This window comes from Pseudomonas sp. GW821-FHT05D12, assembly GCF_059419825.1.
In genome coordinates this window covers 232,643-256,684 of the sequence record NZ_JBWKSN010000005.1, presented here as the reverse complement: position 1 = coordinate 256,684, position 24,042 = coordinate 232,643, and the positions used below count along the sequence as shown (strand labels likewise).

The 24,042-nt window shown below is 58.9% G+C and carries 22 protein-coding genes and 1 pseudogene; 14 read left to right on the top strand and 9 right to left on the bottom strand.

Going from position 1 to position 24,042, the window contains the following annotated elements; all coding sequences use genetic code 11:
- Nucleotides 1-89: 89 nt before the first annotated feature.
- The 8 genes and pseudogenes from AC07SI_RS11475 to AC07SI_RS11440 all read left to right on the top strand — a co-directional run bounded on the left by AC07SI_RS11475 (nucleotide 90) and on the right by AC07SI_RS11440 (nucleotide 10,941).
- Nucleotides 90-2,033, top strand: coding sequence for a type VI secretion system Vgr family protein (locus tag AC07SI_RS11475; RefSeq protein ID WP_495005756.1), 1,944 nt, complete (start codon nucleotides 90-92; stop codon nucleotides 2,031-2,033).
- Between the two features lie 14 nt (nucleotides 2,034-2,047).
- Nucleotides 2,048-2,482 (top strand): DcrB-related protein, encoded by a 435-nt coding sequence (locus AC07SI_RS11470; protein ID WP_495005755.1) that lies wholly within the window; start codon nucleotides 2,048-2,050, stop codon nucleotides 2,480-2,482.
- Between the two features lie 12 nt (nucleotides 2,483-2,494).
- Complete coding sequence (locus AC07SI_RS11465) at nucleotides 2,495-6,859, top strand: RHS repeat-associated core domain-containing protein (protein WP_495005754.1); 4,365 nt, start codon at nucleotides 2,495-2,497, stop codon at nucleotides 6,857-6,859.
- 13 nt (nucleotides 6,860-6,872) lie between these two features.
- Nucleotides 6,873-7,535, top strand: a complete 663-nt coding sequence (locus tag AC07SI_RS11460; RefSeq protein WP_495005753.1) for a hypothetical protein — start codon at nucleotides 6,873-6,875, stop codon at nucleotides 7,533-7,535.
- A gap of 59 nt (nucleotides 7,536-7,594) precedes the next feature.
- Entirely contained in the window at nucleotides 7,595-8,035 is a 441-nt protein-coding gene (locus tag AC07SI_RS11455) for a hypothetical protein (RefSeq protein WP_495005752.1), read from the top strand.
- A gap of 21 nt (nucleotides 8,036-8,056) precedes the next feature.
- A pseudogene (locus AC07SI_RS11450) lies at nucleotides 8,057-9,577 on the top strand (RHS repeat-associated core domain-containing protein); the annotation flags it as partial.
- Between the two features lie 11 nt (nucleotides 9,578-9,588).
- The gene (locus AC07SI_RS11445) at nucleotides 9,589-10,200 is read left to right on the top strand and encodes a hypothetical protein (RefSeq protein WP_495005751.1); all 612 of its coding nucleotides are present in this window, start codon (nucleotides 9,589-9,591) and stop codon (nucleotides 10,198-10,200) included.
- Nucleotides 10,201-10,470: 270 nt separating this feature from the next.
- Nucleotides 10,471-10,941, top strand: coding sequence for a hypothetical protein (locus AC07SI_RS11440; protein ID WP_256595047.1), 471 nt, complete (start codon nucleotides 10,471-10,473; stop codon nucleotides 10,939-10,941).
- Nucleotides 10,942-11,028: 87 nt separating this feature from the next.
- On the opposite strand, the gene AC07SI_RS11435 is transcribed toward AC07SI_RS11440, so the two are convergent.
- Nucleotides 11,029-11,304, bottom strand: coding sequence for an HU family DNA-binding protein (locus AC07SI_RS11435; protein ID WP_495005750.1), 276 nt, complete (start codon nucleotides 11,302-11,304; stop codon nucleotides 11,029-11,031).
- Nucleotides 11,305-11,538: 234 nt separating this feature from the next.
- Here AC07SI_RS11435 and AC07SI_RS11430 point away from each other — a divergent pair, with 234 nt between their 5' ends.
- Complete coding sequence (locus tag AC07SI_RS11430) at nucleotides 11,539-12,153, top strand: DUF6707 family protein (RefSeq protein ID WP_120450545.1); 615 nt, start codon at nucleotides 11,539-11,541, stop codon at nucleotides 12,151-12,153.
- Between the two features lie 159 nt (nucleotides 12,154-12,312).
- On the opposite strand, the gene AC07SI_RS11425 is transcribed toward AC07SI_RS11430, so the two are convergent.
- The 3 genes from AC07SI_RS11425 to AC07SI_RS11415 form a co-directional block, all read right to left on the bottom strand.
- A complete protein-coding gene (locus AC07SI_RS11425; protein ID WP_003213368.1) occupies nucleotides 12,313-12,588 on the bottom strand; it encodes an HU family DNA-binding protein in 276 nt (91 codons plus the stop codon).
- Between the two features lie 191 nt (nucleotides 12,589-12,779).
- The gene (locus tag AC07SI_RS11420) at nucleotides 12,780-13,928 is read right to left on the bottom strand and encodes an NAD(P)/FAD-dependent oxidoreductase (RefSeq protein WP_065902543.1); all 1,149 of its coding nucleotides are present in this window, start codon (nucleotides 13,926-13,928) and stop codon (nucleotides 12,780-12,782) included.
- Nucleotides 13,929-13,965: 37 nt separating this feature from the next.
- Complete coding sequence (locus AC07SI_RS11415; protein ID WP_015886569.1) at nucleotides 13,966-14,133, bottom strand: rubredoxin; 168 nt, start codon at nucleotides 14,131-14,133, stop codon at nucleotides 13,966-13,968.
- A 195-nt stretch (nucleotides 14,134-14,328) separates the two neighbouring features.
- On the opposite strand from AC07SI_RS11415, the gene AC07SI_RS11410 reads away from it, so the two are divergent.
- Both AC07SI_RS11410 and ubiA read left to right on the top strand, forming a co-directional pair.
- Entirely contained in the window at nucleotides 14,329-14,892 is a 564-nt protein-coding gene (locus AC07SI_RS11410) for a chorismate--pyruvate lyase family protein (protein WP_106802274.1), read from the top strand.
- Nucleotides 14,892-15,782 (top strand): 4-hydroxybenzoate octaprenyltransferase, encoded by an 891-nt coding sequence (gene ubiA / locus AC07SI_RS11405; RefSeq protein ID WP_495005749.1) that lies wholly within the window; start codon nucleotides 14,892-14,894, stop codon nucleotides 15,780-15,782. The genes AC07SI_RS11410 and ubiA overlap by 1 nt, the downstream gene beginning before the upstream one ends.
- Nucleotides 15,783-15,969: 187 nt before the next feature.
- Here the strand turns inward: ubiA and AC07SI_RS11400 are convergent, their stop codons facing one another.
- Nucleotides 15,970-16,347, bottom strand: a complete 378-nt coding sequence (locus tag AC07SI_RS11400; protein ID WP_065902547.1) for a COG4315 family predicted lipoprotein — start codon at nucleotides 16,345-16,347, stop codon at nucleotides 15,970-15,972.
- A 154-nt stretch (nucleotides 16,348-16,501) separates the two neighbouring features.
- Between AC07SI_RS11400 and phoB the strand changes: the two genes are divergently transcribed.
- The 3 genes from phoB (at nucleotide 16,502) to AC07SI_RS11385 (ending at nucleotide 20,224) form a co-directional block, all read left to right on the top strand.
- The gene (gene phoB, locus AC07SI_RS11395) at nucleotides 16,502-17,191 is read left to right on the top strand and encodes a phosphate regulon transcriptional regulator PhoB (RefSeq protein ID WP_003176964.1); all 690 of its coding nucleotides are present in this window, start codon (nucleotides 16,502-16,504) and stop codon (nucleotides 17,189-17,191) included.
- Nucleotides 17,192-17,327: 136 nt separating this feature from the next.
- Nucleotides 17,328-18,614, top strand: a complete 1,287-nt coding sequence (gene phoR / locus AC07SI_RS11390) for a phosphate regulon sensor histidine kinase PhoR (RefSeq protein WP_216864248.1) — start codon at nucleotides 17,328-17,330, stop codon at nucleotides 18,612-18,614.
- Nucleotides 18,615-18,883: 269 nt separating this feature from the next.
- Complete coding sequence (locus tag AC07SI_RS11385; protein ID WP_010207573.1) at nucleotides 18,884-20,224, top strand: hemolysin family protein; 1,341 nt, start codon at nucleotides 18,884-18,886, stop codon at nucleotides 20,222-20,224.
- A 31-nt stretch (nucleotides 20,225-20,255) separates the two neighbouring features.
- Here AC07SI_RS11385 and AC07SI_RS11380 read toward each other — a convergent pair whose 3' ends face one another.
- The 4 genes from AC07SI_RS11380 to pstB form a co-directional block, all read right to left on the bottom strand.
- Nucleotides 20,256-20,927, bottom strand: coding sequence for a M23 family metallopeptidase (locus AC07SI_RS11380; protein WP_495005748.1), 672 nt, complete (start codon nucleotides 20,925-20,927; stop codon nucleotides 20,256-20,258).
- Nucleotides 20,928-21,213: 286 nt separating this feature from the next.
- Nucleotides 21,214-22,122 carry a response regulator gene (locus AC07SI_RS11375; protein WP_065902551.1) on the bottom strand — a complete coding sequence of 303 codons (909 nt, stop codon included), beginning with the start codon at nucleotides 22,120-22,122 and terminating at the stop codon, nucleotides 21,214-21,216.
- 168 nt (nucleotides 22,123-22,290) lie between these two features.
- Nucleotides 22,291-23,052, bottom strand: a complete 762-nt coding sequence (phoU, locus tag AC07SI_RS11370) for a phosphate signaling complex protein PhoU (RefSeq protein WP_025856390.1) — start codon at nucleotides 23,050-23,052, stop codon at nucleotides 22,291-22,293.
- 115 nt (nucleotides 23,053-23,167) lie between these two features.
- Nucleotides 23,168-24,001, bottom strand: a complete 834-nt coding sequence (gene pstB, locus AC07SI_RS11365; protein WP_065902553.1) for a phosphate ABC transporter ATP-binding protein PstB — start codon at nucleotides 23,999-24,001, stop codon at nucleotides 23,168-23,170.
- Between the last annotated feature and the right edge of the window lie 41 nt (nucleotides 24,002-24,042).

The window sequence follows — 24,042 nt, the reverse complement described above, 5'->3', positions numbered from 1 at the left end:
TGTGGGAGCTGGCTTGCCTGCTCCCACACAAGGCAACTCCCACATTGGATTCGGTTTCTTCAGTTATTAAGTCATTTACGGGTTAACCGATGCTATTCAACCAAGCCACACGCCTGGCCAAGATCACCAGCCCCCTCGGGCCGGATGTGCTGCTGCTCAATGAAATGGGCGGCGGTGAAGAGTTGGGCCGGTTGTTCAACTACGAGCTGCAACTGACCTCGCTGGACGCCAACATCGACCTCAACCAGTTGCTGGGCAAGCCGATGAGCGTCGGCCTGCAGTTGGCGGACGGTGGCGAGCGACACTTTCACGGCATCGTCGCGCGCTGCAGCCAGAATATCGACCAGGGCCAGTTCGCCAGCTACCAGGTGACGTTGCGCCCATGGCTGTGGCTGCTGAGCCGCACTTCGGACTGCCGGATTTTCCAGAACCTGAGCATCCCGCAGATCATCAAGCAGGTGTTTCGCGACCTGGGTTTTTCCGACTTCGAGGACGCCCTGAGCCGGCCGTACCGCGAGTGGGAATACTGCGTGCAGTACCGCGAGACCAGTTTCGATTTCGTCAGCCGCCTGATGGAACAGGAAGGCATCTACTACTTCTTCCGCCACGAACAGGATCGCCACGTGCTGGTGCTGGCCGACGCCTACGGCGCCCACGCCACGGTGCCCGGCTACGCGTCGATCCCGTACTACCCCAAGGACGAGCAGCAGCGCGAACGCGACCATATGCACAACTGGCACCTGGCGCAGGAAGTACAACCGGGCTCGCTGGAGCTCAACGACTACGACTTCCAGCGCCCCAGCGCCAGCATCGACGTGCGCTCGGCAATGCCGCGCCCGCACACCGCCGGCGACTACCCGTTGTATGACTATCCCGGCACCTACGTGCAAAGCGCAGACGGCGAACACTACGCCCGCACCCGGATCGAAGCCCTGCAAACCCTGCATGAGCAGATCGAGTTCAGCGGCAATGCCCGCGGCCTGGGTTCGGGTCACCTGTTCAGCCTTACCGGCTTCAGCCGCCAGGACCAGAACCGCGAATACCTGATCGTCGGCTGCCGTTACTACATCGTCCAGGAAAGCCTGGAAAGCGGCGGCGGATCGGGGTCTGCACAGTTCGAAAGCAGCCTGACCTGCATCGACGCGCAACAAAGCTTCCGGCCACTGGCCAACACCCACCGCCCAATCGTCAAGGGCCCGCAAACCGCGCTGGTGGTCGGCCCCAAAGGCGAAGAAATCTGGACCGACCAGTACGGTCGCGTGAAGGTGCATTTCTACTGGGACCGCCACGACCAATCCAACGAAAACAGCTCGTGCTGGATTCGTGTGTCGCAATCCTGGGCCGGCAAGAATTGGGGCTCGATGCAGATCCCAAGGATCGGCCAGGAAGTGATTGTGAGCTTTCTGGAAGGTGACCCGGACCGGCCGATCATTACCGGACGCGTCTACAACGCCGAGCAGACGGTACCCTACGACCTGCCGGAAAACGCGACCCAGAGCGGCATGAAAAGCCGCTCGAGCAAGGGCGGCACGCCGGCCAACTTCAATGAAATCCGTATGGAAGACAAGAAGGGCCTGGAGCAGCTGTACATCCATGCCGAGCGTAACCAGGACATCGTGGTGGAGGTGGATGAAAGCCACTCGGTGGGGCATGACCGTAATAAGACTATCGGCCACGATGAGGTGGTAAAAGTCGGCAACGACCGCGTGCGTGCAGTCAAGCATGACGACATGCTCATGGTGGGGTTAAGCAAGACCGACGCCATCAGCAAAAGCTACTTGATTGAGGTGGGCGAAAACCTGCGCCTGGTCTGTGGCAAGAGCGTCCTGGAGCTCAATGCAAGCGGGCAGATTAACCTCACAGGCGTGCAGATCAATGTGTATTCCGAAGGCAGCTCCGAGATCAACACCGGGGGCAATCTGCATTTGAACATTGGTGGCAAAGGCGGCACCACGCCCATGGGCCAAGGGATCAAGGGCGAAATCGACGCGGCCGTCAATTCCATGTTTCCCAAGCCACCTTCCGGCCAATAACGAGATTCTGTTTCATGACCTATCAACTCAATGAACTGCAATTCACGCTGCCCAGCGATGACGTTCAGGATGCTTCCATCAATATCCTGAAGTTCGCCGCTCTGGGTACTTCGCTGATCGTCAGCCGTAGCCTTCTAGGAGATGGTGAGACGCTGCAAAGTAATTTCGAAGAGCAACTGACGAAGCTAGAGAAGCAGGTGCAGGACTTGCGCTACCAACCGGCGCAGGTACTTCGTGTAGGCGCGGCGCAGGACATAGAAGCTATCGAAGTGCATAACCAGTTCAGCAAGGGCACCGAGCGTATCCATCAATACCAGTTAGCGCTTGTGATACCCGGCACTCGGCAGATGCTCGCCCTGAGTTATGTCAAAGCCCAACCCCTGGGCGATGCTGAACGCGCCCATTGGGCAACCATCAAAAGCACGCTGCTGCTGAATCCCAAGTCTTGAAGCCACTATTCCATGTCTGACGCACTCTGGGCGGCACGTCTAGGTGACGGCCTGCTGCATACCTCGGCGATGGCCGACATCTTGGGCGGTGTGCTGGAAATTGCGGCCAATATCGCTATTACGGCCGTTGCCACTGCTGCGATTGTGGCCGCCACCGGAATTACGGTCGTAACCGGCGGGCTGGGCTGCTTCGTACTGGGCGCGGTGGTGGGCATCATCGTCGGCATAGGCATGAGCAAGACGGGGGCTGACAAGGGACTGACAAAAGTTTGTGACTGGATAGGCAATGCGTTATTCCCGCCGGTGGTGATGGCAACCATCGCCACCGGCTCCCACAACACTTTCACCAACGGCATACCTTCTGCACGTGCCGCAGGCGCTATCGGCCCGGTTAGTTCACAACCCGCCGAAGGTGGCAGCCCCGAAGAAGCCAGTTACCTGGACATGGCCAAGGGTTTTTTCTCGCAGATGTGGCGCCCCACGGTGGCAGTGCCTGCGCCAGGTGCAGTGCCCAAACCGCTGGATATCGTGGTCTGCACTAAGCATCCGCCGATGCCGCCGCAGTTTATTGCCGAAGGCTCCAGCAAGGTCACTATCAACGGTCAGCCGGCTGCGCGTAGTGGCGACCGCAGCACCTGCGACGCATCGATTGTCGAGTCTGGGGTGATATCCAGCAACGTGCGCATAGGTGGTAGCCCGGTGGTGGTCCGCGAGATTCGCAGCGGCAAGACGCCGGGTGTCGGTCTGGCGGTAACGGCACTGTTGATGCTGCGCGGCGGTGGTTCGAAGTTCTTCAGCAAGCTGCCGTGCATGGTGGTAGGCGGGCTGGTGTCGTGGGGCACCAGCCAGGTTACCAATGCAATTACCTCTGCAGTGGTCGGCTCGCCCAACCCGGTGCATAGCTCCACGGGCGCAAAAATATTGGATGGCGAGGACGACCTGGACTTCGCCCTGCCCGGCTTGCTCCCCATCGAATGGCAGCGCTACTACAGCAGTCGAGACGAGCGCAGAAATGGTTTGTTCGGCGCCAGCTGGAGCGTGATCTACGAAGTGTTTGTCGAGATTGGCGCACACCCCGAAGGTGGCGAGCGACTGGTTTATACCGATGAGCAAGCGCGCCAGATCGATATGGGCGTGATCCCGCTCGGTGGTGCTGTGTTCAGCGCAGGTGAAGGCTTGAGCGTGCGGCGCAATACCAATGGCCAACTACTGATTGAAAGCGTTGATGGGCTCTATCGACTGTTCGAGCCAACGCAAGGCGCCCCTTCGCACTTGCGCCTCAGCCAGTTAGGGGATCGCAATGACAACCGCATTTTTCTCGACTATGACGCCCAGGGTCGGCTGAGCCGTTTGCGAGATACTTTCGATCATGTGCGCGTCGAGCTGAGCTACAGCCAACAATGGCCGGCGCGGGTAGAGCAAGTCGATCGCGTTTACCCGGATCACAGTCGGGAAACCCTCGTCAGCTATGCCTACGACATTCGCGGCGACCTGGCCGAAGTTCGCGACGCCGCCGCAAATGTGCAACGACGCTTCGCCTATGACGCCGGCCAGCGCATGGTCGAGCACCAGTTGCCCGCAGGGCTACGGTGCTACTACCAGTGGGAATATGTCGAAGATAGCGAATGGCGTGTAGTACGGCACTGGACCGACGAAGGTGACGAGTATCGGTTCGACTATGACCTGTCGGCTGGTTTGACCCAGATTACGGACGGCTTGCAACGCGTAAGCACGCGCCGCTGGAACCCGCAGTACCAGATCACCGAATACACCGACAATCTGGGAAAGGCTTGGCAATTCGAGTGGAACGATGAGCGTCAGTTGCTCGGTGCGACTGATCCTCAAGGCGGTAAATGGCAGTTCGGCTACGATGAATCCGGCAACCTGTGCAGCACTCAGGATCCGTTGGGGCGGATCGAATCCACGTTGTGGCTGGAGCATTGGTCACTACCGTTGGTGGAGACCGACGCGGCAGGCCAAGCATGGCAATTTCAGTACGACCAGCGGGGCAATTGCGTCAGTGAAATCGACCCCTTGGGACATGTCACACGGTATCGCTACGATACGTTTGGACAGGTGGTGGAGATCATCGACGCCACGGGCAAAAGCAAAACCCTGCGTTGGAATGAAGCCGGACAGTTAATTCAGCATGTTGATTGTTCGGGGTACCCCACAGCGTTTGAGTACGATCGCCAGGGCCATTTGCAGGTAGTCATCGACGCCTTGGGTGAGCGGCAGCGTTATCAACACGACAACCAAGGCCGCCTACTGCAAACCGAAATGCCAGACGGCCGCATCGAACAGTACCTGCGCGACACCAGCGGTCTGTTGATCGGCTATACCGATGCAGCGGGTCACACCACCCGCTACCAATACGGCCGCCGCGGGCAAGTGCGCCAACGAATAGATGCCCACGGCAGGCAGATTGAGTTCCGCTACGACGCCTATGGCCGGTTGCAAACCCTGACCAATGAAAACGCCGAAAGCTACCGTTTCGCCTGGGATCAGGGCGATCGCCTCGTTGAGCAACAAGACCTCGACGGCAGCGCCCTACTTTATGCCTATGATCTTCTGGATAACGTAGCCGCCGTTGAGTACGTGCCCACCGGGCAGACACCTGAGCCTTCAATTGTGCATCGACTCGCACGAGATGCAGTGGGACGCTTGCTGTTGAAGCAAACCGATGATGGTCGCACCGAATACGCCTATGACCCGCTGGACCAACTCACCGCTGTCACCTTCATCGGCAATGACGAAATCATCCAGGCACTGGCCTTCACCTACGACGCGCGCGGCCAACTGCTCATCGAACAAAGCGCCGCCGGCAGCCTGAACTACCACTACGATGAGCTCGGCAACCTGATTCAGACGCAGTTGCCCGACGGCCGTTGGCTCAACCGCCTGTACTACGGCAGTGGCCACCTGCACCAGATCAACCTCGACGGCCGCGTCATCAGCGACTTCGAGCGCGACCGCCTACACCGTGAAGTCCTGCGTACCCAAGGCCAGATCACCACGCGCAGTGAATATGACCGCAGCGGCCGCCTGCGCTCACGTATACGCCGCCCCAGTGGCCAGCCCACGCAGCTGCCGGCAGCCCAGCAAAAACACTTCGACTATGACCCGGCCGACAACCTGATCGGCCGTCTGGAGCGTGACCGCGACAAGCATCGGGACCAGCGTCAACTGCTGCACTACGACGCGACCGGTCGCATCATCGCCAGCCAGGACAACGCTCAAGGCCGGCAGGAAACCTTCGCCTACGACGCCACCGCCAACTTGCTGGACGGGCCGCCATCCAGTGCAGGGCTGGTCGTGCATAACAAGCTGCTGACTTATCAGGACAAGCGCTACCGTTATGACGGTTTTGGTCGAGTGATCGAAAAGCGCAGCGCTGCACGTGGTTTGCAACATTTCGCCTACGACGCAGAGCACCGGTTGATTGAAGTGCGCAGCCAGAAGGACGGACGGGAAACGGTCGTGAAAATGACCTATGACCCGCTTGGCCGGCGCATCGCCAAGACTGAACACGACCATCATGGCTACCCGCTGGGTGAAACCCGCTTTGATTGGGAGGGTTTGCGCCTGTTGCAGGAGCATCGACATAGCCAGACCAGCCTCTACATCTATGAAGAAGACAGCTATGCGCCGCTGGCCCGGGTGGACGGGACGGGCGAGCATCAGAGCGTGCGCTACTACCACAACGATCTGAACGGGTTGCCGGAGCAACTGACTGAAGTCGATGGGAAGACGGTGTGGCAGGCGCGGTATAGGGTATGGGGGAATACGACGGAAGAAGTGCGTGAACCGTACTTTATCGAAGAGCAGAATCTACGGTTTCAGGGGCAATACCTGGATCGAGAGGTTGGGCTGCACTACAACACGTTTCGGTTTTATGATCCGGATGTAGGACGGTTTACGACGCCGGATCCGATTGGGTTGGCGGGTGGCTATAACCTTTACCAATACGCACCCAATACCTCCGGGTGGATCGATCCGCTTGGCCTGCTCAAAGAAGGCGAAGTGGCAGGTTACGGTGCAAAGGCCCACAAGAATGATGGACTGGAAGCACACGAGATTGTCCGCAATAAATTTCTGGAAGAAAAAGGTATCGCCAAAGGTCGGCGTTACAAAGGCAACCCGTCCATTGCCCTTTCTCCAGAGCATCACGACATGGTGCATGCCGAGGAGAATCGTTTGCGGCGCGCTCGTGGGATGGGACCCAATCAGATGCTGAAGCGCGGGAAGCTGGAGATTCGTCTCATGTCCCAAGCCATACACAACTCACTGGTCAAAACCGGCATCATCACGCAACAACAAGCCAGGACGGCGAGGCGCTCTGCCGCGTCATTCGCCAAACGAAAAGGTTGTTTCTAAAGGATCACGGGCTATGGGTATCAATCAAATTATTCTCTCAGAGCAAGACCATAACCTTGGACAAATAGGCGGAGGTGCGTGGCTTACAGACCTTGAGCTGTGGCCTAAAGACCCGCAAACCGGTCAGCTTATGCTGCCGGTGATTACGATAACCTCAACGTTCTTGGACGTCCCATTCATACCCGCCGGAATGGCGCTTACGGTGTTCGTCTCCGTTGAGCGAACTGACGAAACGTACACACGATCATCTGTACGCAAGTTGACTGTCCATCAACAAAGCGAGATGGAGAAACTTCAACTTGGCCATAGCCAAGTTCTGCTTCACGCACTCGCGACTTCCGAACTCACACCTGCTACGTTAGTTGATCCGATTCCGCGAACGTACATTGCCCAGCAACCGCTCACTCCCGAACAAATGGAGGAAGAACTCGAAGACCTGGACAGTGGCGCGGGTATTAGCAAGGCTCTTGGGCGCCCCGCATGGTTGCAAGACCCTTTGTATGAAAGTCCTCGCTACTATTTCTTGGCCCAGCTAACCGACGCCGATATTGCAAAAATCAGCCCTAGTCACGAGGGAATATTCGGTGGAGGTATCGGTTATGTGTTCGCCGATAATCGAGCGAAAAAGCTGAAAGAAGGGGATCTGGGCGGCTATTTCCTAGTTCAATTCACCTGAGTACACAGGACATAAAAAAACGAGGAAATAAAAAACTACCTGCGTACGGGATGCGGAAGATGAGCCTGATTAAAATTGTTGATTTGGTAGAAAACGCTGACTGCACGACAGCACCTTCTACTGGGTTGCCTAGTAACCTCGTCCCCGATGACTTGGCAGACTTCTATAAGTATTACAGCAGTGCTGTTTTCTATCCCAAGGCAAAGTACAGCTTCACGATTCAGGCGCCGGAGCTTGAACGTTCCGACTTTGTCGTCATGAACGAAGACCTGGAGGACCCAGACTCGGCTAACTGGTATGCACTGGTTAAATGTGAAGATCAAATAATTTCAATTGACCTGACACCCGGCCCGCAATTTGGCTATTGCTACGACTCGTTTTGGGATAGCTACCCGACGGCGGATGAGAGCACATTGATCGCAAAGTCATTTACTGAGTTGGCTGAGAAAATCATTAAATCCGGAGGTAAAAACCTGTCCTGGATACCAGGCCACACTTGATAGTGAGCCCAGACTATATGACCCGATAGCCGCTGGCTCAATCGCCTGTATTACGGCAGCGGCCATCTGCACCAGATCAACCTCGACAGCCAGGTCATCAGCGACTTCGAGCGTGACCGCCTGCACCGGAAAGTACTGCGCACCCAGGGCCAGCTCACCACCCGCAGCGAATACGACCGTAGTGGCCGCCTGCGTTCGCGCCAACGCCGCTTGGCAAGTCAGCCATCGTTGATGCCGGCGGCTGCGCAAAAGCAATTCGAATACGACCCCGCCGACAACCTGATCGGCAAACTCGACCAACAAACCGCCGCGCAGCACCGCCAACTGCTGCACTACGACGCGACCGGCCGCATCATCGCCAGCCAGGACAGCTTGCACGGCCAGCGTGAAACCTTGGCCTACGACGCCGCTGCCAACCTGCTGGATGGACCGCAGGCGGGTGCTGGGTTGGTGGTGCATAACAAGTTGCTGACCTATCAGGACAAGCGTTATCGCTATGACGCGTTTGGGCGGATGACCGAAAAACGCAGCGCGAAACGGGGCGTGCAGCGGTTTACCTACGATGCTGAAAGCCGTTTGGTTGAAGTGCGTAACGATGACGGCAGCGTCGTGCGAATGACCTACGACCCGCTGGGCCGACGCATCGAAAAAACCGAGCATGGCAGTGACGGGTATCCGCTGGGAGAAACGCAGTTTGTGTGGGATGGACTGCGGTTATTACAGGAGCATAAATACAGCCAGACCAGCCTCTATGTTTACGATGATGACGGCTACGAACCGCTGGCCCGCGTCGAGGGCCTTGGCCCGCTACAGAAGATTCGCTACTACCACAACGATCTGAACGGGTTGCCGGAACAACTGACCGAGGCCGATGGGCACAGCGTCTGGCAGGCGACTTATCGGGTGTGGGGCAACACGCTGGAAGAGGTGCGTGAGCCTTATTACATTGAAGAGCAGAACCTGCGGTTTCAGGGGCAGTATCTGGACCGGGAGACGGGGCTGCATTTCAATACGTTCAGGTTTTATGATCCGGATGTGGGGCGGTTTACGACGCCGGATCCGATTGGGTTGGCGGGGGGCATCAATCTTTATTTGTATGCCGCCAATCCATATGGATGGGTTGACCCACTGGGCTGGAGCTGTACGTCATCCATAAACCGACGCATTGGACGCCTGAAAAAACAGGGATATCAGGACCACCACATACTGAGCGACAAGCATGCCAGTACTAAAAATCACCCTCTGCTTAAATTGGCAGGATTCGATTTGCAAAGTCGGCAAAATAAAATTTTCCTGCCCAATAAGACTCGGGCGTTGACTGATGGACGTCGGTCTATTCACCAAGGACGCCATGCAGCTAGGGTCAATCAAAACCTTGGAAGCAAAATGGATCGAGTACAAAAGGTTGGCAAACGTGAAAACTGGGATCAGGCCCAATGCCGCAAAGCCCTAGATAAAATCGTGTCCGATGAGCGAAGATTACTCCGCTCTGGCGAGAGACAATTGAATAAAAATGCGCGCCCAGGCGCACATTATAATTAGGATATCTAGAAATGATCTTAAGCTGGAAAGCGCCTATCTACCACAGCGAAAAATTGCTGGGCTCATACGATGCCGAGATCGGCTCCTATGAGACTGCGGGATCGAACTTTGATTATTTATCGCTACTGTCAGGCGAGCCTTATCCCGCCGACATGGATAGACCAAAAATATTTTTCCCATGCCAAAAGAAAAAGCTATTGGCGTATGACTGCTTATGGTTGTTGGGTGACATACCGTTGGTGAGCCAGAGGTTGGCAGATTTCCTCATGCAGAAAGCCAACCATCATATTCAGCTCTTGAGACCCGCTAGTATTGCTGCAAACGGAGAGGCCGTGGATGACGGCTATTACATCGTCAATGCTGCCCAAGCGATTAGCGCTGTTGATCACAGCAAGTCGGTACCGGAGATCTCTGACAGTGGCTCAATACTGTACTTCAATGAAATTTGGCTTCGTGATACCGCCGCAGGAATGGATGGGATTGCCCGTGAGCGTGATTCTGGAGACCTTTTGATTTCCCAAGATTTGGCTGATGCCATGATAGAAAACCGGTTCAAAGGTGACAAAGGGCTAGGCTTCTACATCGCTAGTCAATCATTCACCCCCTATAAAAACCAGGCATAAAGTTAACAATAAAGGGGACGGATCTATTTAATCCGGATAGGGACTGTAAATAAATCTGACCCCTTAGGACGCCCAGCCCATTGGGCCAGGAATGGAACGCTCATTGGAAAAAATGGATCGGCAGGAATAACAAACGACTAACGTCTATGGGCAAGACAAGAGCGGCTAAATCAATTACCCGACATTTGAGAAGTATTGCGAAAAAAGCGCGTATTTCTCAGTTCCAATCTAAATGTGGAAAATAGCCAAATGCCGATTAAATGCAGGTCCTTGAAAGCCATCGTCGATGAGCACGCCCAGGTAAGTACATCGCCACTGGACCTTCCTGGCTATGCCACTACCACGCTTGGGAAATTGCCAGGCATCGAATTGGCCAGTGACTTCATCGTCTGTGATCCTGATACCCAACAGGCGTATAACGATTTCCTGCACACCGAATGCCCTGCAGCGAGCCCTCTATGGACAGTGTTTGCCGCCAGTGGGCAAGGTGATTTCTGGTTGCTGGGAAGAACTGAAAACCAGGTTGGCTACTACGAACACAATGACGAAAACCTGTCGCTGAAAACTATAAAGAACATGGGTATTTCCATCGAGGATTGGATCATGTTGGCCGACATCATTCGTCAACTAGAAGCCAAAATGGAAATAGCAGACCCCTCACCCAAGGACGAAAGAGAAACCGTTCAGGCACTGTCGTCGCTGGGCATCGACCTGTACAAACTTCCATTTTCTTATTTTTGAGCTCCGCCCCACAAAAAATGGGCACCCGACCCAGTCGGCGTGCCCATCTTTTTTACCGCCCCGCCTCCCTACGAGACGGTATCGCTATTACGGGTTGACGCTGTCTTTGAGCGACTTGCCCGGCTTGAACGCAACGGTGTTGCTCGCCTTGATCTTCACCGGCTCACCGGTTTGCGGGTTCTTGCCGGTGCGGGCGCCGCGGTGGCGTTGCAGGAAGGTGCCGAAGCCAACCAGGGTGACGTTGTCCTTGCGATGCAGCGCGCCGGTGATTTCTTCGAGCACGGCGTTGAGTACGCGGATGGCCTGCTCTTTGGTCAGGCCTGCTTTTTCTGCAATAGCGGCTGCGAGGTCTGGTTTACGCATAAGTGAAGCCTCTTTGACGGGTTTTTTATGTCCGTGCTGCTCTCTTCTGGAGCAGCGCCCAAGGCGCCGCAGGCTCTACTCTGCGGCAGACAGAAGGTGGCAAAGGGGCTAGCGTCAGGTACATCGACCCTAGCGACAACCGAGGCGCAGGCTCCTCGATCGCGCATGCCCTGAGCGGCTATGACGACGGGACCCGAGTAAAAATAGTCGTGAAGTAACCGATTGGAGATTTCCATGCAGATCACAGAAGCACTTGATTCACTCTCTGCTGCCAGCGGCCCATTGGCAGACCGCGTGTCGAAAGTGGCAGCCAAATACAATAAAACCCAGAAGTCACGTATCGAATCGCTGACCCGTCTGGCTTACCTGTTGTACGTCATCAATGAAAAAGACCTGGCCGAGCAGCTCACTGCACCGCTGAGCAAAATCCCTTTTGAAAATAACTATGACTATTGGGTCTGGATCGAGGCGTCACTGGTACTCAACGGCACCCTGGCGAGGGCGCGCGGTGATGAGCCCGTGTACGCGGATGCGCTTGCTCGTGTATTGGCGGCGCTGAACACCGGAAACGAGCTGCAAGTCACGGTGAAGCGCAACACCCATGAACGCTTTGTAAGAGGCGAGACCTTGAGCCTGGACAAAATCCAGGACGCGGAGAACGAAGGCGACTTTGTGACAGAGGGCAATCAACGTGTCACTTACCTGATGAGCCTGTTAAAAATTCAGTTCTTTGATAAACCCGAACATTACCCGCGCGAAAAGATAAAAGCCGATATCGAAGAAAACGTCGCCAGAATCAATGAAATCATTGGCAAGATCGGATTAGAAAAGCTCACGCCATTCAAATGAAGACTCATCAGAAAGCTCCAGATAAAAAGCTGTCTATGACAAGGCGGACGGGGCAGATTGCATTACCGTCTTGTTTAATCCAATAAAAAATGGGCACCCGACCCAGTCGGCGTGCCCATCTTTTTTACCGCCCCGCCTCCCTACGAGACGGTATCGCTATTACGGGTTGACGCTGTCTTTGAGCGACTTGCCCGGCTTGAACGCAACGGTGTTGCTCGCCTTGATCTTCACCGGCTCACCGGTTTGCGGGTTCTTGCCGGTGCGGGCGCCGCGGTGGCGTTGCAGGAAGGTGCCGAAGCCAACCAGGGTGACGCTGTCCTTGCGATGCAGCGCGCCGGTGATTTCTTCGAGTACGGCGTTGAGTACGCGGTTGGCCTGTTCTTTGGTCAGGTCTGCTTTTTCTGCAATAGCGGCTGCGAGTTCTGGTTTACGCATAAGTGAAGCCTCTTTGACGGTTTTTTGTTGTTATGTCCGTGCTGCTCTCTTCTGGAGCAGCGCCCAAGGCGCCGCAGGCTCTACTCTGCGGCAGACGGGAGTGAGGATGGCATGCCCTCGCACGCTCCGCCAGTCTCGCGGCGACCTTTCTGGGCACAAAAACGTGCTTATTCCGACAGAACGACCGGTATTTACGCCAGCAAAGGCGGAAGTTCTTTGTTGAGGGCCAGTTTGTCCATCACGGCGCTGCCGGTCAGGGCATAACCCAGCAGGCGGCCGCTGGCGTCGCGGCACAAAGCCTTGATGTCGGCCCCCTGCCCTTCAACGCTCCACACGCCTTCGGTGCCGCGTGGCGGTGGCGACACCACCAGCGGGCAGACCGGCGTCTTGACGGTGACCGGCATCGGGCCGTAGCTGACCGCCGTGGCGTTGCCGGCCAAGGTCTGGGCCAGGGCACGCGCGCAGCTCATCAGTGGCATCACGTACAGCAGGTTGAGACCGTCGACTTCGGCGCAGTCGCCCAAGGCGTAGATATTGGCGTGGGAGGTCTTGAGGTGGCGGTCGACCATGATCCCGCGATTGATCTGCAAGCCGGCAGCCGCCGCCAGGTCGACACGCGGGCGCAGGCCGATGGCCGAGACCACCAGGTCGCAGTGGATCACTTCACCGTCGGACAGGTGCGCTTCCAGGCCGTCCGCGCTGCGCTGCAGGCGATTGAGCACCGGGCCGAGGTGGAAGCGTGCACCCAGGCTCTCGAGCCCGGCCTGCACGGCCGCGGCTGCCGCCGGGTGCAGCAGGGTCGGCATGACTTGCTCGCACGGCGCCACCAGGTCGATTTCATAGCCGCCGAGGATCAGGTCGTTGGCGAATTCGCAGCCGATCAACCCGGCGCCAAGCAGCAGCACGCGGCGCTTGCCGGCAGCGGCAGCCCGAAAGCGCGCGTAGTCCTCGAGGTCGTTGATCGGGAACACCAGCTCGCCCGCATCGCCTTCGACCGGCACGCGCACGGTTTCGGCGCCCCAGGCCAGGATCAGGTCGCGATAGGCCACGGCTTCCTCGCCGATCCACAGGCGCTTGTGGCCGGGGTCGATGCCGCTGACGCGGGTGTGAGTGCGCACCTCGGCCTTGAGTTGCTCGGCCATGGCACCCGGTTCGGCCATGCTCAGGCCATCGGCTTCCTTGTTCTTGCCAAAGCCGGTGGAGAGCATGGGCTTGGAGTAGGAGCGGCCGTCATCCGCAGTGATCAGCAGCAACGGGGTCTCGCTGTCGAGCTTGCGAAACTCCCGGGCCACGTTGTAACCGGCCAATCCTGTGCCGATGATCACGACAGGTGCGTTCATTCCTTTCTCCTTGTAGTACGTTTCTTAAATGTTCAGATCAGCCGATTTCGATCATTTCGAAATCCATCTTGCCCACGCCGCAGTCCGGGCACAGCCAATCTTCCGGGACGTCTTCCCAACGGGTGCCAGGCAGAATTCCGTCATCCGGCCAGCCGTCTTTCTCGTCATAGATCAGGCCGCAGACTACACATTGCCACTTCTTCATTACTTGCTTCCTCAGGGTCCAGGCATCTTGGCCGACGGTCGATAGACCAACGTTGCCGTGCGGCTCAGGGCGTTTTGTACTGATCGGGGCCGGCAGATGCAAGCATGATCGATGCAAACGGCGGGTTCCGCCCGGCAAAAGCTCAGGATGCCATGGTAAGCTCGCCGCCTCTTTTGCTGCCAATACTGACTCACTGTGCCGCACTCAACCGCCCTTCCCGATGCTTGCCAATGGCTGACCCAGAGCCTTCTGGTCCCAGCGCCTGCACCCTTGACCCTCGATTGGCTGTTCGACGAAGGCTCGCTCACGCGCCGGCTGACGTGGCTGTCCGACGACGGCTTCAGCGTGACGCCGCTGTTCGAAGGCTGGCAGCCGCTGCGCGACGATGAATGTGCCGCATTGGGCCTGGCCCCGGCCACGATCGGCTGGGTACGCGAAGTGTATTTGCGCGGGCACGGCCAGCCGTGGGTGTTCGCCCGCAGCGTTGCGGCCCGCAGCGCACTGCAGGGCGACGGGCTGCACATGGACGAACTCGGCAGCCGTTCGCTGGGCGAACTGTTGTTCTGCGACCATGCGTTCACCCGCCAGGCCATCGAAGTATGCCGCTACCCTCGCCCATGGCTGCCCACCGCGGACCAGGTCGACGGGCTGTGGGCACGTCGCTCGCGCTTTGATCGCGGGCCGCTGAGCGTGTTGGTGGCGGAAATCTTCCTGCCGAGCTTCTGGCAGGCGCTGCATGATCATCCGGAGAACTGCTGATGTACCAACGTCTGCTCAAGTCCCTGAACCGCCTGAACCCCAGGGCCTGGGATTTCATTCAGTTGACGCGCATGGACAAGCCCATCGGCATCTACCTGCTGTTGTGGCCGACGCTGTGGGCGCTGTGGATCGCCGGCAAGGGCTCGCCGTCCTTGGGCAATATCGTGATTTTCGTGTTGGGCGTGGTGCTGACCCGGGCCGGCGGCTGCGTGATCAATGACTGGGCCGACCGCAAGGTCGACGGCCATGTGAAGCGCACCGAGCAACGCCCGCTGGTCAGCGGCAAGATCAGCTCGAAAGAGGCGCTGGTGTTTTTCGCGGTGCTGATGGGCATCAGCTTCCTGCTGGTACTGCTGACCAACGCCACCACCATCCTGCTGTCCCTGGGCGGCCTGGCCTTGGCGGCGAGCTACCCGTTCATGAAGCGCTACACCTATTACCCGCAGGTGGTGCTGGGCGCGGCGTTTTCCTGGGGCATGCCGATGGCGTTCACCGCCGAGACCGGCAACCTGCCGGCCACGGCGTGGCTGCTGTATATCGCCAACCTGCTGTGGACGGTGGGTTACGACACCTATTACGCAATGACGGACCGTGACGACGACTTGAAGATCGGCGTGAAATCCACCGCCATTCTGTTTGGCGATGCGGACCGCGTGATCATCCTGACCCTGCAGGGCCTGGCACTGGTGTGCCTGTTGCTCGCCGGCGCAAGGTTTGAGCTGGGTGGCTGGTTCCACTTGGGATTGTTGGCGGCAGCGGGCTGTTTTGCCTGGGAGTTCTGGTACACCCGCGACAGGGACCGCCTCAAATGCTTCAAGGCGTTCTTGCACAACCACTGGGCCGGGTTGGCGATATTTGTCGGGATTGTGGCGGATTACGCATTGCGGTGAGCCGGGCTGTCAGGGCGATGGAGCTTGATGTGGCGAGCGGGCTTGCCCCGCGTTGGGGCGCGAAGCGGCCCCTGAAACCCAGCGACTCGGTGTACCTGAAGCCGCGCGGTGGTCCTGAAGGGGCCGCTTCGCGCCCCAACGCGGCAAGCCCGCTCACCACAACAGGCCCGCCCGCGACAGGATTACCTTACGGCTTGATGATGTGCCATGCACCGCCCTTGCCATCACCGGTCTTGTCACCGGCCTTTTTGTCATCCTTGTAGGTGTAGACCGGCTTGCCTTTGTAGGCCCATTGGCTGGTCTGGTCGTCACGGGTGATGACCGTCCAATCACCAGTCGACTTGTCGGTGGAATCCGCCTTCAGCGGCGGCCAGTTGGTCGCGCATTGATCCTTGCACACGGATTTGCCGTCGGCATCCTTGTCGAAGGTGTAGAGGGTCAAGCCCTTGTGGTCGACAAGCATCCCGTCTTTAGTCATCGCCGGCTCCGCCGCGAATGCCAGGGTCGGCAGCGTCAACGCCGCCGTGACCAGCAGGGCTTTCCAGGAAATTGTGCTGTAAGTCATCGGAACCTTCCTTTTTTGGTTGTAAGGATTCGGACCCAAAGCGTAGTCCAGAGAGGCGCGAATTGCCCAAGCGACTAAATTACTGTCACACGACTGCAATAATTCCGTTATCTAATGCGGCGCAAGACAGTTAAATGACAAGAGGATTTTAGGCATGGTTGGCAGGAGCATTCTGATCGTTGACGACGAAGCGCCCATTCGCGAGATGATCGCCGTTGCGTTGGAAATGGCCGGCTATGACTGCCTGGAGGCGGAGAACTCCCAGCAGGCCCATGCCATTATCGTCGACCGCAAGCCGGACCTGATCCTGCTGGACTGGATGCTGCCCGGCACCTCCGGTATCGAACTGGCCCGCCGCCTCAAGCGCGATGAGCTGACCGGGGACATCCCGATCATCATGCTCACGGCCAAGGGCGAGGAAGACAACAAGATCCAGGGCCTGGAAGTCGGCGCCGACGACTACATCACCAAGCCGTTTTCCCCCCGCGAACTGGTCGCTCGCCTCAAAGCCGTACTGCGGCGCGCCGGTCCTACCGATGGCGAAGCGCCAATCGAAGTCGGCGGCCTGCTGCTGGACCCGATCAGCCACCGCGTGACCATCGACGGCAAGCCAGCCGAGATGGGCCCGACTGAATACCGCCTGCTGCAATTCTTCATGACCCACCAGGAGCGTGCCTACACCCGTGGCCAGTTGCTCGACCAGGTGTGGGGCGGCAACGTGTATGTCGAAGAGCGCACTGTGGACGTGCATATCCGCCGCCTGCGCAAAGCCTTGGGCGACGCCTACGAGAATCTGGTACAAACCGTGCGCGGCACCGGTTATCGGTTTTCCACCAAGGGTTGAAAGCAGCTGCAAGCTCTCAGCTACAAGCGGCAAGTAGAAGCTGATCTGCTCTGACTTGAAGCTTGCAGCTTGAAAATTTTCACTGTCCGAAGGACCGATTGTGAACCAAAACTGGCATGGCACCCTGATCCGCCACATGCTTTTGCTGATCACCGGCTGCCTGTTGGTGGGCCTGGTGAGTGGTTATTACGGCTGGAGCCTGGCAGTCGGCATTGCCTTGTACCTGGGCTGGACCCTCAAGCAATTGCTGCGCCTGCATGAATGGCTGCGCCAGCACAAACCCGACGAAGCGCCACCCGACGGCTACGGCTTGTGGGGCGAGGTGTTCGACAGCATCTACCACCTGCAACGCCGCGACCAACGGGTGCGCGGACGCCTGCAAGCGGTGATCGACCGGGTGCAGGAGTCCACCGCCGCGCTCAAAGACGCGGTGATCATGCTCGACAGCGACGGCAACCTGGAATGGTGGAACCGCGCCGCCGAAACCCTGCTGGGCCTCAAGACGCCCCAGGACAGCGGCCAGCCGGTGACCAACCTGGTGCGTCACCCGCGCTTCAAGGAGTACTTCGAGCAGGAAAACTACGAAGAAGCCCTGGAAATCCCCTCGCCCACCAATGACCGCGTACGGATCCAGTTGTACCTGACGCGCTACGGCAACAACGAGCACTTGATGCTGGTGCGCGACGTGACGCGTATCCACCAGTTGGAACAGATGCGCAAAGACTTCGTCGCCAACGTCTCCCACGAACTGCGCACGCCCTTGACGGTGATCTGCGGGTACCTGGAGACGCTGCTGGACAATGTCGACGAGATCAACCCGCGCTGGAGCCGTGCCCTTCAGCAGATGCAGCAGCAGGGTTCACGCATGCAGACACTGCTCAACGACCTGCTGTTGCTGGCCAAGCTCGAAGCCACCGACTACCCCTCGGATAACCATCCGGTGGCCGTGCAGAGCCTGTTGCAGACCATCAAGAATGACGCCCAGGCGCTCTCCGGCCAACGCGGGCAGCAGATCACCCTGGAAGCCGATCCGGCCGTGCTGCTCAAGGGCAGCGAAGGCGAATTGCGCAGCGCGTTTTCCAACCTGGTGTTCAACGCCGTGAAGTACACCCAGGACAAGGGCAATATCCGCATCCGCTGGTGGGCCGACGAGCACGGCGCGCACTTGAGCGTGCAGGACTCCGGCATCGGCATCGACGCCAAGCACCTGCCGCGCCTGACCGAACGTTTCTACCGCGTCGACTCCAGCCGCAACTCCAACACCGGCGGCACCGGGCTTGGCCTGGCGATCGTCAAGCACGTGCTGCTGCGCCACCGCGCGCGCCTGGAAATCAGCAGCGTGCTGGGCCATGGCAGTACGTTCACCTGCCATTTTCCGCCGGCGCAGGTAACCCGTTCGCGGGAGGTTGGAACAGATGAGTAACTTGAAAACGACACCCCCCTAAATGTGGGAGCGGGCTTGCTCGCGAATGCGGTCGGTCAGCGACACATGGGTTGACTGACCCACTGCATTCGCGAGCAAGCCCGCCCCCACGTTGGATTTGTGTTGTCGTGGAAAGGGCATTCCAAGTCCCGCCGGGCAGTGGGCACTAGGCAAGCGCCCCGTCAGCCGCTACATTGGCCGACTTGCGCCTGTCTTTCAGGCCCACCTGCCACCCCTAATTGAACACACGGAACCTGCAAAACCCCATCATGGACCCTTCCCCTGGTATCACCCTCGCTACACTCTTCGCCGACTTCGGCATGATTCTTTTTGCACTGATCCTGGTACTGCTCAACGGTTTCTTCGTTGCGGCGGAGTTTGCCATGGTCAAACTGCGCGCCACCCGGGTCGAGGCCATCGCCCACAAGAACGGCTGGCGCGGGCAGATCCTGCGCACCGTGCACAGCCAGCTCGACGCCTACCTGTCGGCCTGCCAGCTGGGTATCACCCTCGCCTCCCTGGGCCTGGGCTGGGTCGGTGAGCCGGCCTTTGCACACATCCTCGAGCCGCTGCTGGGCGCCGTGGGCGTCGAGTCGCCGGAAGTGATCAAGGGCGTGTCGTTCTTTGCCGCTTTCTTCGTGATTTCCTACCTGCACATCGTGGTCGGTGAGCTGGCGCCCAAGTCCTGGGCGATTCGCAAGCCCGAGCTGCTGTCGCTGTGGACGGCAGTGCCGCTGTACCTGTTCTACTGGGCCATGTACCCGGCCATCTACCTGCTCAACGCCAGCGCCAACGCCATCCTGCGCATCGCCGGCCAAGGCGAGCCCGGCCCGCATCACGAACACCATTACAGCCGTGAAGAACTCAAGCTGATCCTGCACTCCAGCCGTGGCCAGGACCCGAGCGACCAAGGTATGCGCGTGCTGGCCTCGGCCGTGGAAATGGGCGAACTCGAAGTGGTCGACTGGGCCAACTCCCGGGAAGACCTGGTCACCTTGGACTTCAACGCGCCGTTGAAGGAAATCCTCGCGCTGTTCCGTCGCCACAAATTCAGCCGCTACCCGGTGTATGACGCGGTGCGCAACGAGTTCGTGGGCCTGCTGCACATCAAGGACCTGCTGCTCGAGCTGGCAGCCCTGGACCACATTCCCGAATCGTTCAACCTGGCCGAGCTGACCCGCCCGCTGGAGCGTGTGTCGCGGCACATGCCGCTATCACAACTGCTGGAGCAGTTCCGCAAAGGCGGCGCGCACTTCGCCCTGGTCGAAGAAGCCGATGGCAAGATCATCGGCTACCTGACCATGGAGGACGTGCTTGAAGTGCTGGTCGGCGATATCCAGGACGAACACCGCAAGGCCGAGCGCGGCATCCTCGCCTACCAGCCCGGCAAACTGCTGGTGCGTGGCGACACGCCGTTGTTCAAGGTAGAGCGCCTGCTGGGTGTCGACCTCGACCACATCGAAGCCGAAACCCTCGCCGGGCTGATCTACGACACCCTCAAGCGGGTGCCGGAAGAGGAAGAAGTGCTGGAGGTTGAAGGCCTGCGGATCATCATCAAGAAGATGAAAGGGCCGAAGATCGTCTTGGCCAAAGTCCTGCTGCTGGACTGAGCCACCCCAAACCCCTGTAGGAGCGCGACTCCTACAGTCCCGCGGCGAAGTTGGGCAATGTACCGACGGGCTGGTTGAACTCATACGGGATCGACACCAGCCCGGCCTCGGTGCTCTGCTGCACCACGAAGTGCAGATGCGGGCCGCTGCTGTTGCCGGTATTGCCCGACAGCGCCAGCAGGCTTCCCACCGCGACACGCTGCCCCACCCGCACGCTGACCGACCCTTGCTTGAGGTGCAGGTACACGCCCTGGGTGCCGTCATCGTGCTGCACGCGCACGAAATTGCCGGACGCATCGTTACCGCGCCCGATCTGGCTGTTCTCGGTCTTCACTACCGTACCGCTGCGCGCCGCAATGATTGGCGTGCCTTCGGGCATGGCGATGTCCATGGCGTAGCGGCTCTTGGCGTCGGTGTGGCTGAAGCTGCCGTTGGGGCCTTGGGTCAGGCGGAACGGACCGCCACGCCAGGGCAAGGGGTAGCGGTAGGCTTGTCGTGGGTTAACTGCGCGTGGCCTTTGCAACAGCGGCCGTCGTACAGGCTCGACCCTGCGTTCCTGGATCACGAACGCCTGGGACCCCGGGGTATGTCGATCGCTGAAAAACACCGCGCCATTGGCATCGGTGGATTGATAGAGGGTCATGGCCAGGGTCGAGGTGGCGACCGTGGACAGCATGCAGAACAGCAATAGGCGAAGGAGCATGACGCAAACCTGCCAGGATGACTGAACGGCAGGCTAGCAAGGCTTGATGACAGCTTTAGGCTGGCAGTCCGTTGAAACCGATACCCACGTTTATCCGGGCCGCCGTCGACAAATTGACCCGCGCACCCAGAGACAGTTTGTCGATCTTGCCAATGAAGACGTGGTTAAGACGGGGCTGGCTGATCCGAAGTCTTAGTGCAGCCTGCAAGAGCGCAAACTGAAAACCGGCTGTCCGTCGGGCATCGAGCGCGAATCAGACAACCGGTCGACTCCCGTATTCAGGGGGTCACGCACCCGGCACGAAGTGCTTCTGCGCGGTGCCGCGGGCGATCAGGCGGGAGATGTAATCGAGCTTCTGCGCGTCCTGGTCGATAAACCGGAAGGTCAGTTGCAGCCAGTCGCTATCAGGCTTGGGTTCGAAGGCGACGACGGCGTGCAGGTAGCCATTGAGGCGGGCGATTTCAGCGTTGTCGCCTTGCTCAAGGTCGAGCACGGCACTTTCCAACACCTGCGGCAGCACTTCACCGCGACGCACCACCAGCAGCGCTTCCTTGATGCTCAGCGCCTTGATTACACATTGCTGGTTGCCACTGGACAGGCGCAATTGGCCCTGGCCACGGCCACCCGCCGGCGAGGCGGCAGGCGCTTGCACCGGTGGGCTGTTGAGCAGGCCTTTGCTGGGCGCCGGGGCAGCCGCTGCAACCGGGGCCGCGCGCACGGCTTCGGGCTTGCCGCCGGTCAGGGCGCTGAGGGAGTCGTTGCCAAAGGCCGAGTTCATCTTGGTCGGCGCACTGGCGATCAGTGCGTCGAGACGCCCGATCTTGTGCAGCGCCTGCTTGACCTTGTTCAGCAACTGCTCGTTGGTGAACGGTTTGCTGACATAGCCGGAAACCCCGGCCTGGATGGCCTGGACCACGTTTTCCTTGTCGCCACGGCTGGTCACCATCACGAACGGCATGGCCTTGAGGTGCGCTTGCTCGCGGCACCAGGTCAGTAGCTCAAGCCCGGACATCTCGGGCATTTCCCAGTCGCACAGCACCAGGTCGAAGGTCTCGCGCATCAGGATGGCCTGGGCCTTTTTGCCGTTCACCGCATCTTCGATCTTGATCCCGGGGAAGTAGTTGCGCAGGCACTTCTTCACCAGGTCGCGAATAAACGAGGCGTCATCCACCACCAATACACTGACTTTACTCATCGACCCTATTTCCTATAAAAACCGCGGCACGCAGAACGCCTGACTGATGGCATTTTGCCAAAACTCTGTAGTCACGGCGGGACTTTCTTTGACCCGACGCGCAAAAAATCCAGCTGCCACAAACAAAAACGCCCGGCCAAGGGCCGGGCGTTAATTTCTCGGGCAACCTTACTTATCGTCAGTTTCGCCCGGAACATTAGGGATTAGATCGGCTGACCCTTCAACTTCAGCCTTCATGCGCTTGAGGCCCATGTGCCGCACGTCGGTCCCGCGAACCAGGTAAATCACCAGTTCGGAGATATTGCGCGCGTGGTCGCCGATGCGCTCCAGCGAACGCAGGACCCAGATGATGCTCAAGACCCGCGAGATAGAGCGTGGGTCTTCCATCATGTAGGTGGCCAGCTCGCGCAGCGCGGTCTTGTATTCGCGGTCGATGATCTTGTCGTACTGGGCCACCGACAACGCCAGCTCGGCGTCGAAGCGGGCGAATGCGTCGAGGGCATCGCGCACCATGTTGCGCACCTGGTCGCCAATGTGGCGCACTTCCACGTAGCCGCGTGGCGCTTCGCCCTCTTCGCACAGCTGGATAGCACGACGGGCGATCTTGGTGGCTTCGTCGCCGATGCGCTCCAGGTCGATCACCGACTTGGAAATGCTGATGATCAAACGCAGGTCGGACGCCGCCGGCTGGCGACGGGCCAGAATGCGCAGGCATTCTTCGTCGATGTTGCGTTCCATCTGGTTGATCTGGTCGTCGATCTCGCGCACTTGCTGGGCCAGGCCCGAGTCAGCCTCGATCAGCGCGGTGACTGCGTCGTTGACTTGCTTCTCCACCAGCCCGCCCATCGCCAGGAGGTGGCTGCGCACTTCCTCAAGCTCGGCGTTGAACTGCGCGGAGATGTGGTGGGTAAGGCCTTCTTTGCTAATCATGCGTTTGCTCCGCAAAAGCTGTAAGCCGCAAGCTACAAGCTGCAAGCTGATGTGTGTCGTTCCATTGAGCTGCTTTTACTTGCCGCTTGAAACCTGCGGCTTGCAACTGCCGCTACTAGCCATAACGACCGGTAATGTAGTCTTCGGTCTGCTTTTTCGCCGGATTGGTGAACAGCGTATCGGTGTCGCCGAATTCCACCAGCTTGCCCATGTACATGAACGCGGTGTAGTCGGAAACCCGCGCCGCCTGTTGCATGTTGTGGGTCACGATGACGATGGTGAACTTGGACTTGAGCTCGTAGATCAGCTCTTCGACTTTCAGCGTCGAAATCGGGTCGAGTGCCGAGCACGGCTCGTCGAGCAACAGCACTTCCGGCTCCACCGCGATGGTACGGGCGATCACCAGGCGCTGCTGCTGACCACCGGACAAGCCGAGTGCCGAGTCGTGCAGGCGGTCCTTGACCTCGTCCCACAACGCCGCGCCCTTGAGGGCCCACTCAACCGCTTCGTCGAGGATGCGCTTCTTGTTGATGCCCTGGATGCGCAGGCCGTAGACCACGTTTTCGTAGATGGTCTTGGGGAACGGGTTGGGCTTCTGGAACACCATGCCCACCCGGCGACGCAGCTCGGCGACGTCTTCGCCCTTGCGGTAGATGTTAGTGCCGTAGAGGTTGATGGCGCCGTCCACGCGGCAACCGTCGACTAGGTCGTTCATGCGGTTGAAGGTGCGCAGCAACGTCGACTTGCCGCAGCCCGAGGGGCCGATGAAGGCCGTCACGCGCTGCTTGGGGATGTTCATGCTGACGTCGAACAGCGCCTGCTTTTCACCGTAGTACAGGCTCAGGCCCGGCACTTCAATGGCCACGGTTTCCTGGGCCAGGTTCAGGCCCTGCTTGTCGCGACCCAGGGCAGACATGTTGATGCCGTGGGAATGGGTGTCGTGTTGCATGGTCTCACTCCGTTCGTAGCTGCCAGCTTCTAGCTGCAAGC

Coding starts and splice junctions, on each gene's coding strand:
- ubiA (WP_495005749.1), top strand. CDS start 14,892: ATGTACCAACGTCTGCTCAAGTCCCTGAACCGCCTGAACCCCAGGGCC.
- phoR (WP_216864248.1), top strand. CDS start 17,328: ATGCTTTTGCTGATCACCGGCTGCCTGTTGGTGGGCCTGGTGAGTGGT.
- AC07SI_RS11385 (WP_010207573.1), top strand. CDS start 18,884: ATGGACCCTTCCCCTGGTATCACCCTCGCTACACTCTTCGCCGACTTC.
- AC07SI_RS11400 (WP_065902547.1), bottom strand. CDS start 16,347: ATGACTTACAGCACAATTTCCTGGAAAGCCCTGCTGGTCACGGCGGCG.
- phoU (WP_025856390.1), bottom strand. CDS start 23,052: ATGATTAGCAAAGAAGGCCTTACCCACCACATCTCCGCGCAGTTCAAC.
- pstB (WP_065902553.1), bottom strand. CDS start 24,001: ATGCAACACGACACCCATTCCCACGGCATCAACATGTCTGCCCTGGGT.
- AC07SI_RS11470 (WP_495005755.1), top strand. CDS start 2,048: ATGACCTATCAACTCAATGAACTGCAATTCACGCTGCCCAGCGATGAC.
- AC07SI_RS11460 (WP_495005753.1), top strand. CDS start 6,873: ATGGGTATCAATCAAATTATTCTCTCAGAGCAAGACCATAACCTTGGA.
- AC07SI_RS11380 (WP_495005748.1), bottom strand. CDS start 20,927: ATGCTCCTTCGCCTATTGCTGTTCTGCATGCTGTCCACGGTCGCCACC.
- AC07SI_RS11375 (WP_065902551.1), bottom strand. CDS start 22,122: ATGAGTAAAGTCAGTGTATTGGTGGTGGATGACGCCTCGTTTATTCGC.
- AC07SI_RS11445 (WP_495005751.1), top strand. CDS start 9,589: ATGATCTTAAGCTGGAAAGCGCCTATCTACCACAGCGAAAAATTGCTG.
- AC07SI_RS11430 (WP_120450545.1), top strand. CDS start 11,539: ATGCAGATCACAGAAGCACTTGATTCACTCTCTGCTGCCAGCGGCCCA.
- AC07SI_RS11475 (WP_495005756.1), top strand. CDS start 90: ATGCTATTCAACCAAGCCACACGCCTGGCCAAGATCACCAGCCCCCTC.
- AC07SI_RS11425 (WP_003213368.1), bottom strand. CDS start 12,588: ATGCGTAAACCAGAACTCGCAGCCGCTATTGCAGAAAAAGCAGACCTG.
- AC07SI_RS11465 (WP_495005754.1), top strand. CDS start 2,495: ATGTCTGACGCACTCTGGGCGGCACGTCTAGGTGACGGCCTGCTGCAT.
- phoB (WP_003176964.1), top strand. CDS start 16,502: ATGGTTGGCAGGAGCATTCTGATCGTTGACGACGAAGCGCCCATTCGC.
- AC07SI_RS11420 (WP_065902543.1), bottom strand. CDS start 13,928: ATGAACGCACCTGTCGTGATCATCGGCACAGGATTGGCCGGTTACAAC.
- AC07SI_RS11455 (WP_495005752.1), top strand. CDS start 7,595: ATGAGCCTGATTAAAATTGTTGATTTGGTAGAAAACGCTGACTGCACG.
- AC07SI_RS11415 (WP_015886569.1), bottom strand. CDS start 14,133: ATGAAGAAGTGGCAATGTGTAGTCTGCGGCCTGATCTATGACGAGAAA.
- AC07SI_RS11435 (WP_495005750.1), bottom strand. CDS start 11,304: ATGCGTAAACCAGACCTCGCAGCCGCTATTGCAGAAAAAGCAGGCCTG.